This is a genomic window from Cellulosimicrobium protaetiae (assembly GCF_009708005.2).
GTDB classification, from domain to species: Bacteria; Actinomycetota; Actinomycetes; order Actinomycetales; family Cellulomonadaceae; genus Cellulosimicrobium; species Cellulosimicrobium protaetiae.
Genome location: NZ_CP052757.1, coordinates 2698003 through 2709808 on the forward strand (window position 1 = coordinate 2698003; position 11806 = coordinate 2709808).

Here is an 11806-nt window from a genome sequence, read left to right on the forward strand (position 1 = left end):
AGAAGAAGGACCGTGGCGAACAGCCGTACCCCGCTCATGGCGGGCAACTGGAAGATGAACCTGGACCACCACCAGGCGACGCACACCGTGCAGAAGCTCGCGTGGACCCTCAAGGACGCGAAGCACGACTACGCGGCCGTCGAGGTCGCCGTGCTGCCACCCTTCACCGACCTCCGGTCGGTGCAGACGCTCGTCGACGCGGACAAGCTCGAGCTCAAGTACGGCGCGCAGGACGTCTCGGCGCACGCGGAGGGCGCGTACACGGGCGAGATCTCGGCGACGATGCTCGCCAAGCTCGGCGTGAGCTACGTCGCGATCGGCCACTCCGAGCGCCGCCAGTACCACGGCGAGACGGACGCGCAGGTCAACGAGAAGATCGTCGCCGCCGTGGGTCAGGGCGTCGCCCCGATCCTGTGCGTGGGCGAGGGCCTGGACGTGCGCAAGGCCGGCGAGCAGATCGCCTACACGCTCGCGCAGGTCGAGGGCGCCCTCGCGGGCATCCCCGCCGCGCAGCTCGCGACCCTCGTCATCGCCTACGAGCCCGTCTGGGCCATCGGCACGGGCGAGGTCGCGACGCCGGAGGACGCGCAGGAGGTCTGCGGCGCGATCCGCGGCGCACTGGGCGAGCTGTACGACGCGGACCTCGCGGACGCGACGCGCATCCTGTACGGCGGCTCGGTGAAGTCGTCGAACGTCGCCGCGATCATGGCGCAGCCCGACGTCGACGGCGCGCTCGTCGGCGGCGCGAGCCTCGACCCCGAGGAGTTCGCGAAGATCGCGCGCTACCAGTCGCACGCCACCGCGGTCTGACCTCCGCGAACGCGTCGCGCCGACGGCCCCGGGAGCGGATCCCGGGGCCGTCGGTCCCTGGCGTGAGACGCCGACGGCCGGGGTTGGCCGCGGCGGCCTCACGTCGCCTACTCTTGTCCCCTGTGCGGCAGGTCACGCCTGCGCACGACAACCGTGCGGTCGCGCTCGACTTCGGTCGGGACGGCCCTGAGCCTCAAGGACGTACTCGTGGACGTGCTGCGCATCATCCTCCAGATCCTGCTGGTCCTCACCAGCGGCTTCCTCACCCTGCTCGTGCTCATGCACAAGGGCAAGGGCGGCGGCCTCTCCGACATGTTCGGTGGCGGGATCTCGAGCTCCGTGGGCAGCTCCGGCGTCGCCGAGCGCAACCTCAACCGGATCACCGTGTCGTTCGCCCTCGTCTGGGCGGTCGTCATCGTGCTCCTGGGTCTGCTCCAGAAGGTCAGCTGACCCCGCGCGCCGTCGAGGCGCCACAGGGTCGAGCAGGGGCTCGAGGAGTCGGCAGGGGGCAGCCGCGCCGCACGGCGCGGTACGGGCAGGATCGAGTGCCGACGTCGGCACGGACGGGGGAGAGCACGTGGCAGGTGGTAACGCGATCCGCGGGTCGCGCGTCGGGGCGGGACCGCTCGGGGAGTCGGAGCGCGGCGAGATCGCGCCGCGCTTCTGGGTCTCCTACTGGTGCGCGAACGGGCACGAGACGCGGCCGAGCTTCTCCTCGGAGGCGGACATCGAGGCGCCCGAGACCTGGGACTGCCCGCGGTGCGGCTTCCCGGCCGGTCAGGACCGGGAGAACCCGCCGACGCCGACGCGCAACGAGCCCTACAAGACGCACCTCGCGTACGTGAAGGAGCGTCGCAGCGACGAGGACGGCGTCGCGATCCTCGACGAGGCGCTCGCCGCCCTGCGGGCCCGCCGCGGCCGCTGACCGGGGGCACCGGGCGCGGGGTCGACCTCGCGCCCTCTGCTCAGCGCACGCGCGCGAGCACGAACCCGTCGTAGCCCTTGGACCCCACGGTCTGCACGGCCGTGGCGTCGAGCCGGGGGTCTGCCACGACGCGGTCGACCATCTCCCGCACCCCGAGCACGTTCGGGTCGGTGCTCGCCGCGTCGGCGACGGCGCCGCCACGGACGGTGTTGTCCACGACGATGAGCGTCCCCGGCCGGGACAGCCGCACCGCGAGATCGAGGTAGACGGGGTTCGACGGCTTGTCCGCGTCGACGAACACGAGGTCGAACGGCTCGACGCCCTCGTCGACGAGGCGCCGCAACGTGTCCGCGGCCGGGCCGAGCACGATGTCGACGACACCCGCGAGACCGGCCTGAGCCAGTGACTCGCGCGCGACCGCGGCGTGGGCGGCGTCGATTTCGCACGTGACGAGCGCACCGTCGGACGGCAGCGCACGGGCGAGCCAGATCGTCGAGTAGCCGCCGAGCGTGCCGACCTCCAGCACCCGGCGTGCGCCCGCCGTGAGCGCGAGGAGCTGCAGGAGCCGGCCCTGCGCGGGGGAGACCTGGATCTCGGGCAGGCCGGCGGCCCGCGCCCGCGTGGTGGCGGCGGCGAGCACGTCGTCCTCGCCCACGAGCGGGCCGAAGTACGCGTCGACCGCGTCCCACGTCGCCGCGGGACCGACGTGCTCGGCGCCGGAGGTCACCGGTCGGCGTCCCGCGTGCCGGCCGCTGCGGCGTCGAGGAGCCACAGCGTGCGCTCGGTCCCCGCGACGGCGCCCGCCGGGATCTCGTGCGCGGGTGCGCCGGCGAGCGCCGCCGCGACGGCCGGGGCCTTCTCGGAGCCCGCGGCGACGACCCACACCTGGCGGGCTCGCGCGATGGCCTCGAAGGTCAGCGTCACGCGCTCCGGCGGGGGCTTGGGCGAACCGTGGACGCCCGCGGTCGGGACGCCCGCCACGTCGAGCCCCGGGTGCCCGGGGAAGAGCGACGCGACGTGGCCGTCGGGTCCCATGCCGAGCAGGAGCACGTCGAGCTCGGGCACCTCGGCGTCGCCGGGTGCGTGCTCGGCGAGCGTCGCCGCGTAGTCGGCGGCCGACTCCTCGGGGGTGGCCACGACGTCCGACGCGGGCATCGGGTGCACGTTCTCCGCAGGGAGCTGAGGCAGGTGGGCGAGCAGCGCCTCGCGCGCCTGCGTCTCGTTGCGGTCGGGGTCGCCGTCGGGCAGGAAGCGCTCGTCGCCCCACCAGACGTGCACGCCCGACCAGTCGACGGCGTCGCGCGCAGGGTGGCGCGCGAGCGCCGCCAGGCTCGCGATGCCGACCGTGCCACCGGTGAGCACGACGTGCACGGGCTGGCGCACGGACTGCACGTCGAGCAGCCGCGTCACGAGCCGAGACGCGACGGCCTCGGCGAGGACGCCCGCGTCGGGGTGGACGACGACGAGGCGCGCGTGCGTCGGGTGGTGCCCGGACGTCGGCTGGTCGGCGTTCATGCGCCCACCTTCTGCAGCCCCTTGGTCAGCACCTCGCCGTAGACCTCGTCGGGGTCGAGGCGGCGCAGCTCCTCGATGAGGGCCTCGCTCAGCGTCCGGATGGGCAGCGCGACGCGGCGGTCGGGCTTGCCCGGCTGGCTGATCGTGATCGTCCGCCCGTCCGGGCGGTCGAGGATGATGGGCCCGCTCTTGCGCTCGAGCGTGACGCGCGTGATCGCCTCGGCACCGCGGCGGCGCACGACCGTGGCCGGGCAGCGCAGGCGCGTACCGAGCCACGCCGCGAGGAGGTCGAGCGACGTGTGCTTCGCCTGTCCCTCGACGACGACGCTCGTCACCGGCTCGTAGGGCGGCTGGTCGAGCGCGGCGGCGATGAGGCCGCGCCACAGCGTGACGCGCGCCCACGCGAGGTCCGAGTCGCCCGGACCGTACGTCGTCGCGAGCTGCGCGAGCGTCGCCTCAGGGTCCTTGGACGTGATCGAGTCGGTGATGCGGCGCTGGGCCATCGCGCCGACCGGGTCGTCGTCCGGGGACGCGGGCGGCTGCCCGGGCCACCACACGACGATCGGCGCGTCGGGCAGCAGGAGCGGCATGACGAGCGTGTCGGCGTGCTCGAGCAGCGGGCCCGCGGTCCGCAGCACGACGACCTCGGACGCGCCGGCGTCGCCGCCCACGCGGATCTGCGCGTCGAGGTGCGGCGTCGTGCGGCGCCCGGACGGCGCGACGACGATGACGCGGCACGGGTGCTCGCGGCTCGCGTCGTTCGCCGCCTCGATGGACGTCTCGACGTCGGACTCGCGCGCGATGACGACGAGCGTGAGCACGCGACCGAGCGCGATGGCGCCGCCCTCGTCGCGCAGGCGCACGAGGCGCTTGTTCACCGCGTTCGTCGTCGTGTCGGGCAGGTCGATGATCATCGCGGGGTCCTCGCCGGTCGGAGGGTCGTGCCGCCCTGCGGCGCACGACGGGGTCGGGGGGTCACTCTCAGGGGCGCCGCGCTCCGCTGGGCAGACGCCGGGACGGTGGCCGTCACGGGCGCCGCCACGAGCGGCCGTCGCGCGCGAGCATCGCGTCGGCCGACTCCGGGCCCCACGTGCCGGACCGGTACTGGTCGGGCGTGCCCTTGGCGGCCCAGTGGGCGGTGATCGGGTCGAGGATCTTCCACGAGAGCTCGACCTCCTCGCGGGTCGGGAACAGCGGCGGGTCGCCGAGCAGCACGTCGAGGATGAGCCGCTCGTAGGCCTCGGGGGAGGACTCGGTGAACGCGTGCCCGTAGCCGAAGTCCATCGTGACGTCGCGGACCTCCATGGCGGTGCCCGGGACCTTCGCGCCGAACCGCATGGTCACGCCCTCGTCGGGCTGGACGCGGATGACGAGCGCGTTGTTGCCGAGGTCGGAGGCCTGGGACGTCTCGAACGGCAGGTGCGGGGCCTTCTTGAAGACGACCGCGACCTCGGTCACGCGGCGCCCGAGCCGCTTGCCGGTGCGCAGGTAGAACGGGACGCCCGCCCAGCGCCGGTTGTCGATGTCCACGCGGATCGCGGCGTACGTCTCGGTCGTCGAGTCGGCGGGGATCCCGTCCTCGTCGAGGAAGCCGATGACCTCCTCGCCGCCCTGCCACCCTGCCGCGTACTGGCCGCGTGCCGTGTGCTTGGACAGCTCGCGCGGCAGGCGCACGGCCGACAGCGCCTTGATCTTCTCGGCGCGCAGCGACGGGGCGTCGAACGACACCGGCTCCTCCATCGCGACGAGCGCGAGGAGCTGGAGCAGGTGGTTCTGGATGACGTCGCGCGCGGCGCCGATGCCGTCGTAGTAGCCCGCGCGGCCGCCGATGCCGATGTCCTCGGCCATCGTGATCTGCACGTGGTCGACGTAGTTCGCGTTCCAGATCGGCTCGAACATCTGGTTGGCGAACCGCAGGGCGAGGAGGTTCTGGACCGTCTCCTTGCCGAGGTAGTGGTCGATGCGGAACACCGAGTCGGGCGGGAAGACCTCCGACACGACGGCGTCGAGCTCGCGAGCGCTCTCGAGGTCGTGCCCGAACGGCTTCTCGATGACGACGCGCCGCCACGCGTCCTCCTGCGAGCGCGAGAGCCCCGACTCGGCGAGCTGGCGGCACACGACCGGGAACGCGCTCGGCGGCACCGAGAGGTAGAAGGCGTGGTTGCCGCCCGTGCCGCGCTCGGCGTCGAGCGTCTCGACCGTCTCGCGCAGGCGCTCGAACGCCTGGTCGTCGTCGAACGAGCCCTGGACGAACCGGATGCCCTCGGAGAGCTGGCGCCAGGTCGCCTCGCGGAACGGGGTGCGCGCGTGCTCCTTCACCGCGTCGTGCACGACCTGCGCGAAGTCCTGGTCCTCCCAGTCACGGCGTGCGAAGCCCGTGAGCGCGAAGCCCGGGGGGAGCAGGCCGCGGTTGGCCAGGTCGTACACCGCGGGCATGAGCTTCTTGCGGGCGAGGTCGCCCGTGACGCCGAAGATGACGAGCCCGCAGGGGCCCGCGATCCGCGGCAGGCGCAGGTCGAGCGGGTCGCGCAGCGGGTTGTGCTCTGGCGTGATCTTGGCCGGTCTCACCTGGTGGCACCGTTCCGTTTCGAGGAGGGGTCGGGAGGACTGCAGAGGGACTGAGGCGTCTGCGGATGATACGGGCGGCGCGCGTCGTCGCGTCGTCGTTCCCGCAGGTCGGACGCGCGCCCGCGCACGCGGGCGCGCGCCGGTGGGTCAGGAGCCGGCGGCGTCGCGCAGGCCGTCGCGCGTGGTGGCGAGGAGGTCGGTCCAGCTGTCCGCGAACTTGCGCACGCCCTCGGACTCGAGGCGGTCGGTGACCTCGACGAGCGAGATTCCGAAGGACTCGACGGTCTCGAGCGTGCGGCGGGACGCGGCGGCCGTGCCGGTGATCGCGTCGCCCGTCACGACACCGTGGTCGGCGAACGCCTGGAGCGTCGCCTCGGGCATGGTGTTGACGATCCCGTCGGTGACGAGCTCGTCGACGTACATCGTGTCGCGGTACTCGGGGTTCTTCACGCCGGTCGAGGCCCAGAGCGGGCGCTGGGCCTGCGCCCCGGACGCGACGAGCGAGCGCCACCGGTCGGTCTGGCGGAACTCCTCGTACGCCTCGAACGCGAGGCGCGCGTTCGCGATCGCGGCCTGGCCGCGCAGGTCGAGCGCCTCCGGGGTGCCGACCTTCTCGAGGGCGGCGTCCACGGCGGTGTCGACGCGCGAGACGAAGAACGACGCGACCGAGCCGACCGGCGCGAGGTCGATGCCGTCCGCGCGCGCCTGCTCGAGGCCGATCGCGAACGCCTCCATGACCGCGCGGTAGCGCGCGATCGAGAAGATGAGAGTCACGTTGACGCTGATGCCCTGCGCGAGCGTGCGGGAGATGGCGTCGAGGCCCGCGACGGTCGCGGGGATCTTGATGTAGACGTTGGGCCGGTCGATCGTGGTCCACAGGCGTTCGGCCGTGACGACGGTCTTGTCGGCGTCGTGCGCGAGGCGCGGGTCCACCTCGATCGACACGCGCCCGTCGACGCCGTCCGTCGCGTCGTACACGGGGCGCAGCAGGTCGGCGGCGGCGCGCACGTCGTCCGTCGTGATGCGCTCGACGGCGGCCTCGACCGCCGCGTCGTCGACGCCCGCGGGCGCGAGCTCGGCGAGCTGAGCGTCGTAGGCGTCGCCCTTCGAGAGTGCCGCGGCGAAGATCGTGGGGTTCGTCGTGACCCCGACGACGCCGCGCGTCGCCACGAGCTCGGCGAGGTTGCCCGTGCGCAGCCGTTCTCGCGAGAGGTCGTCGAGCCAGATCGACACGCCCGCTCCCGTGAGCTGCTCGATGGGGCCGGGGACGGTGGGGGACTGCGTCATCGGACTTCCTCTCGGTGGTGCTCTCGCTGCGGGCGTGCGGCCCGGGTCGTGCGCGACGCCCGGGGCAGTTCCGAGGTGGGGCCGCGCACGGCCCCACCTCGGAATCTACGAAGGGTCAGCGCTGGTCGCCAGTGCCACCCTCCGAGGGCGTCGGCGCGGCGCCCGGGGCGTCGCCACCGCGCGCTGCCGCGATCGACTCGCGCGCCGCCGAGGCGACGGCCTCCGACGTGATGCCGAACTCGCGGTACAGCACCTGGTAGTCGGCCGAGGCGCCGTAGTGCTCGAGGCTCACGGTGCGGCCGGCGTCGCCGACGAGCTCGCGCCAGCCCTGCGCCACGCCCGCCTCGACGGACACACGCGCCTTCACCGCGGCCGGGAGGACCGACTCGCGGTACGCGGCGTCCTGGCCGTCGAACCACTCGCGGCTCGGGAGCGAGACGACGCGCGCCTGCACGCCGTCGGCCGCGAGGATCTCGCGCGCCTCGACGGCGAGCTGCACCTCGGAGCCGGTGCCGATGAGGATGACGTCGGGCGTGCCGTCGGTGTCGAGCAGCACGTAGCCGCCGCGCGCGGTGCCCGCGGCGTCGGCGTAGCCCTCGGTGCCGCGCGGGAACGTCGGGACGTTCTGGCGCGTGAGGACGATGCCCGCGGGGCGCTCGGTGTTCTCGAGGATCGTGCGCCACGCCCACGCCGTCTCGTTGGCGTCCGCCGGACGCACGACGTCGAGGCCGGGGATGGCGCGCAGCGCAGCGAGGTGCTCGACGGGCTGGTGCGTCGGGCCGTCCTCGCCGAGGCCGATCGAGTCGTGCGTCCAGACGAACGTCGTTGGGATCTCCATGAGTGCGGCGAGGCGCACCGCGGGGCGCATGTAGTCGCTGAACTGGAGGAACGTGCCGCCGTAGGCGCGCGTGCCGCCGTGCAGGACGATGCCGTTGAGGATCGCGCCCATGGCGTGCTCGCGGATGCCGAAGTGCAGCGTGCGCCCGTACTCGTGGCCGGGGAACTTCTTGGTCGCGTGCTCGACCGGCACGAACGACGGCTCGCCGTCCATGGTCGTGTTGTTCGAGCCGGCGAGGTCGGCGGACCCGCCCCACAGCTCGGGCAGCACGTCCTTGAGCGCGGTGAGGACCTTGCCCGACGCGGAGCGCGTCGCGACGGCCTTGCCCGCCTCGAACGTCGGCAGCGCGTCCTCCCAGCCGCCCGGGAGCTCGCGGTTCTCGAGGCGGCCGAGGAGCTCGGCACCCGAGGGGTTCGCGGTCTTCCACGCCGAGAAGGCCGTCTCCCACGCGCCACGCCGGTCGCTCTGGCGCTCGCCGACGGCGCGCGTGTACGCGAGCACCTCGTCGTCGATCGCGAAGCTCGCCTCGGGGTCGAGGCCGAGCTCGATCTTCAGTCCCTTGATCTCGTCCGCGCCCATGGCCGACCCGTGGATGCCGCCGGTGTTCTGCTTGGTCGGCGACGGGTAGCCGATGATCGTGCGCAGCGCGATGATCGACGGCTTGCCGGTCTCGGCCTTGGCGGCCTCGATCGCGGCGTGCAGCGCGTCGACGTCCTCGCCGTAACCCGTGCCGCCGTTGGTCCAGTCGACGCGCTGGGTGTGCCAGCCGTACGCCGCGTAGCGCGCGAGGACGTCCTCGGTGAACGCGATGTCCGTGTCGTCCTCGATGGAGATCTTGTTGTCGTCCCAGATGACGACGAGGTTGCCGAGCTGCTGGTGGCCGGCGAGCGAGGACGCCTCGCTCGTCACGCCCTCCTGCAGGTCGCCGTCGGAGGCGATGACGTAGACGTGGTGGTCGAACGGCGACTCGCCCGGTGCGGTCGACGGGTCGAGCAGGCCGCGCTCGCGGCGCGCCGCGAAGGCCATGCCGACGGAGGACGCGAGGCCCTGGCCGAGCGGGCCGGTCGTGATCTCGACGCCCTTGGTGTGCTTGTACTCGGGGTGGCCGGGGGTCTTCGAGCCCCACGTGCGCAGGGCCTCGATGTCCGCCATCTCCAGGCCGTACCCGGCGAGGAAGAGCTGGAGGTAGATCGTGAGCGACGAGTGGCCCGCCGAGAGCACGAACCGGTCGCGACCGACCCAGTGGTCGTCCGACGGGTCGTGGCGCATGACCTTCTGGAACAGGAGGTAGGCGGCCGGGGCCAGCGAGATCGCGGTGCCGGGGTGGCCGTTGCCCACCTTCTCCACCGCGTCGGCGGCGAGCGCCTTGATCGTCTTGACGGCCCGGTCGTCCAGGTCCGTCCAGTCCAGGGGCGTGTGAGCAGGGGACAACGCGTTCACCGAACCTCATTCCCGTCCGGAGCGCGCGCCCCGGATCCTCGCGACAACTCGAAGCAACCGTTGAACATTTCCGCGCCGCGCGCCTCAGGCGGGGCGGCCCGGTGCCGGTCGCGTCGCCCGGACGCCACGGACGTGACGGGCGGTCCGACGCGGGACGGTCGCAGACCCAGCCTATACGCGCACGCCGCTCGCGCCCGGGCGGTGCCCACGGGCTGGATTTCGGTCGGATGTCACACAATCGCCCGCGCCGTCCGGTCGGCCCCGGCGAAGGCGGGGACGTACGATGGCCCGAGGACGACCGGCGGTCCGTCCCAGCTCGCCCCCCACCTCAGAACGGAACACCGAAGCGCGTGCACACCACGAGCCAGGCACCGATCGACGGGACCGGAAGCCCGTCTGGTGCCGCGTCGACCCAGCAGCCGTCCTCGCCGACGAGCCCCGCGACCTCCGCCGCGCCGACGGCCGAGGCAGTCCGTGCGACCCGCGCCCTGCGCGAGCGCGTCGGCGCCTACGTCGCGCTGACCAAGCCGCGCATCATCGAGCTCCTCCTCGTGACCACGGTGCCGACGATGATCCTCGCCCAGGGTGGGCTGCCGGGCATCGGGCTGATCCTCGCGACGCTCGTGGGCGGCACGCTCGCCGCCGCGTCGGCCAACGTCTACAACTGCTACCTCGACCGCGACATCGACGAGGTCATGAACCGCACCAAGCGGCGCCCGCTCGTCACGGGCGAGGTGACCCCGCGGGCCGCGCTCGTGTTCGCGACCGTCCTCGGCGTCGTGTCGCTCGTGTGGTTCGCGCTGCTGGTCAACGTCGTCTCCGCGTGGCTCACGTTCGCCGCGATCGCGATCTACGTCGTCGGCTACACGATGATCCTCAAGCGCCGCACGCCGCAGAACATCGTGTGGGGCGGCATCGCGGGCTGCATGCCGGTGCTCATCGGCTGGTCCGCGGTCACGGGCTCGCTGAGCTGGGCCGCGCTCGCGCTGTTCCTCGTCATCTTCTTCTGGACGCCGCCGCACTACTGGCCGCTGTCGATGAAGTTCAAGCGCGACTACGCCAACGCCGGCGTGCCGATGCTCCCGGTCGTCGCGGACGACCGAAAGGTCGCGCGCGAGATGATCGTCTACAGCGTCGCGATGATCGCGTCGTCGCTCGCGCTGTGGCCCCTCGCCGGCATGACGTGGGTCTACGGCGTCGTCGCCACCGTGCTCGGGATCTGGTTCCTGTCCTCGTGCGTGACCATGCTCCGCCGTGCCCGCGACAAGGCCGACGGCAAGGGCGGCAAGGTCGGGGAGATGAAGGTCTTCCACGCGTCCATCACCTACCTCACCCTGCTGTTCGTCGCGGTGGCGGTCGACGTCTTCCTCCCGCTGTGAGTCCGACCGTGCCGGGGGGACGGTAGGACCATGGGCTCCGGCGAGGCGCACGTGCCCGAGGCGCTGGACCGCGCCGCTCGCGAGTACCTCGCGCACCTCGCCGTCGAGCGCGGCCTGTCCGCGAACACCGTCGCGGCCTACCGGCGCGACCTCGCGCGCTACGTCGCCTTCCTCGCCGCGCGCGGCAACCACGCCGTGCGCGAGGTCGAGGCCGACGACGTCGCGGCGTACGTCACCGCGCTGCGCACCGGGGCCGACGGCGGGGCGAGCCTCTCGCCGTCGTCCACCGCGCGGTCCGTGGCCGCCGTGCGCGGCTGGCACCGCTTCTGCGCCGCGGAGGGCCTCGCCGACGGCGACGCGTCCGCCGACGTGCGGCCCCCCGCCCAGGGCAAGCGGCTGCCCAAGGCGATCTCGACCGACGAGGTCGCGCGCATCCTCGACGCGGCGGGCGTCGGGGACGGCCCCGGGCCGCTGCGCGACCGTGCGCTCCTCGAGCTCGTCTACTCGACCGGCGCCCGCATCACGGAGGCGGTGAGCCTCGACGTCGACGACCTCGACCTGGGGTCCGGAGCCGTCCGCCTGCTCGGCAAGGGCGGCAAGGAGCGCGTGGTGCCGGTCGGCTCGTTCGCGCGGCGTGCGCTCGACGCCTACCTCGTCCGCGGGCGCGCGGGTCTCGCCGCGCACGGGCGGGGGACCCCCGCCGTCTTCCTCAACACGCGCGGGGCACGCCTGTCGCGGCAGAGCGCGTGGGCCGTGCTGCGCACCGCCGCGGAGCGCGCGGGGATCGACCGCCCGGAGCGGATCTCGCCGCACACGCTGCGGCACTCGTTCGCGACCCACCTGCTCGCGGGCGGCGCGGACGTGCGCGTCGTGCAGGAGCTGCTGGGGCACGCGTCCGTCACGACGACGCAGATCTACACGCTCGTCACCCCGGACACGCTGCGCGAGGTGTACGCCGCCGCCCATCCCCGCGCGCTGGGCTGACGGGGCCGCTCCCGGTCGCCGGGCGGTCGGGCGGCGGGAACGCGGCGCGCGGGCGCGTGC

General features: G+C 73.4%; 11 protein-coding genes. 5 read left to right on the forward strand and 6 right to left on the reverse strand.

The window, feature by feature from the left end:
* Positions 1 to 36: 36 nt before the first annotated feature.
* The 3 genes from tpiA (at position 37) to FIC82_RS11375 (ending at position 1735) form a co-directional block, all read left to right on the forward strand.
* The gene (tpiA, locus tag FIC82_RS11365; protein ID WP_154800150.1) at positions 37 to 810 is read left to right on the forward strand and encodes a triose-phosphate isomerase; all 774 of its coding nucleotides are present in this window, start codon (positions 37 to 39) and stop codon (positions 808 to 810) included.
* A 207-nt stretch (positions 811 to 1017) separates the two neighbouring features.
* Positions 1018 to 1260 carry a preprotein translocase subunit SecG gene (gene secG / locus FIC82_RS11370; protein ID WP_087472975.1) on the forward strand — a complete coding sequence of 81 codons (243 nt, stop codon included), beginning with the start codon at positions 1018 to 1020 and terminating at the stop codon, positions 1258 to 1260.
* 127 nt (positions 1261 to 1387) lie between these two features.
* Complete coding sequence (locus FIC82_RS11375) at positions 1388 to 1735, forward strand: RNA polymerase-binding protein RbpA (RefSeq protein WP_168731770.1); 348 nt, start codon at positions 1388 to 1390, stop codon at positions 1733 to 1735.
* Positions 1736 to 1775: 40 nt separating this feature from the next.
* On the opposite strand, the gene FIC82_RS11380 is transcribed toward FIC82_RS11375, so the two are convergent.
* The 6 genes from FIC82_RS11380 to tkt form a co-directional block, all read right to left on the reverse strand.
* Positions 1776 to 2462 carry an O-methyltransferase gene (locus tag FIC82_RS11380; protein WP_168731771.1) on the reverse strand — a complete coding sequence of 229 codons (687 nt, stop codon included), beginning with the start codon at positions 2460 to 2462 and terminating at the stop codon, positions 1776 to 1778.
* Positions 2459 to 3250 carry a 6-phosphogluconolactonase gene (pgl, locus tag FIC82_RS11385; protein ID WP_168731772.1) on the reverse strand — a complete coding sequence of 264 codons (792 nt, stop codon included), beginning with the start codon at positions 3248 to 3250 and terminating at the stop codon, positions 2459 to 2461. The genes FIC82_RS11380 and pgl overlap by 4 nt, the downstream gene beginning before the upstream one ends.
* On the reverse strand, positions 3247 to 4164 hold the full coding sequence (opcA, locus tag FIC82_RS11390; protein WP_154798622.1) for a glucose-6-phosphate dehydrogenase assembly protein OpcA: 918 nt from the start codon (positions 4162 to 4164) through the stop codon (positions 3247 to 3249). The genes pgl and opcA overlap by 4 nt, the downstream gene beginning before the upstream one ends.
* Before the next feature lie 112 nt (positions 4165 to 4276).
* A complete protein-coding gene (gene zwf / locus FIC82_RS11395; RefSeq protein ID WP_171445706.1) occupies positions 4277 to 5818 on the reverse strand; it encodes a glucose-6-phosphate dehydrogenase in 1542 nt (513 codons plus the stop codon).
* Between the two features lie 147 nt (positions 5819 to 5965).
* The gene (gene tal, locus FIC82_RS11400; RefSeq protein ID WP_154798624.1) at positions 5966 to 7105 is read right to left on the reverse strand and encodes a transaldolase; all 1140 of its coding nucleotides are present in this window, start codon (positions 7103 to 7105) and stop codon (positions 5966 to 5968) included.
* 115 nt (positions 7106 to 7220) lie between these two features.
* Entirely contained in the window at positions 7221 to 9383 is a 2163-nt protein-coding gene (gene tkt / locus FIC82_RS11405; protein WP_168731773.1) for a transketolase, read from the reverse strand.
* A 374-nt stretch (positions 9384 to 9757) separates the two neighbouring features.
* On the opposite strand from tkt, the gene FIC82_RS11410 reads away from it, so the two are divergent.
* Together FIC82_RS11410 and xerD are read left to right on the forward strand one after the other, a co-directional pair.
* Positions 9758 to 10762, forward strand: coding sequence for a heme o synthase (locus FIC82_RS11410; RefSeq protein WP_418884357.1), 1005 nt, complete (start codon positions 9758 to 9760; stop codon positions 10760 to 10762).
* A gap of 30 nt (positions 10763 to 10792) precedes the next feature.
* Positions 10793 to 11746, forward strand: coding sequence for a site-specific tyrosine recombinase XerD (gene xerD, locus FIC82_RS11415; RefSeq protein ID WP_154798626.1), 954 nt, complete (start codon positions 10793 to 10795; stop codon positions 11744 to 11746).
* Positions 11747 to 11806: the final 60 nt, after the last annotated feature.

Excerpts from the sequence above, each read along its gene's own strand:
- tpiA (WP_154800150.1), top strand. The coding sequence starts at position 37 with ATGGCGGGCAACTGGAAGATGAACCTGGACCACCACCAGGCGACGCAC.
- pgl (WP_168731772.1), bottom strand. The coding sequence starts at position 3,250 with ATGAACGCCGACCAGCCGACGTCCGGGCACCACCCGACGCACGCGCGC.
- opcA (WP_154798622.1), bottom strand. The coding sequence starts at position 4,164 with ATGATCATCGACCTGCCCGACACGACGACGAACGCGGTGAACAAGCGC.
- tal (WP_154798624.1), bottom strand. The coding sequence starts at position 7,105 with ATGACGCAGTCCCCCACCGTCCCCGGCCCCATCGAGCAGCTCACGGGA.
- xerD (WP_154798626.1), top strand. The coding sequence starts at position 10,793 with ATGGGCTCCGGCGAGGCGCACGTGCCCGAGGCGCTGGACCGCGCCGCT.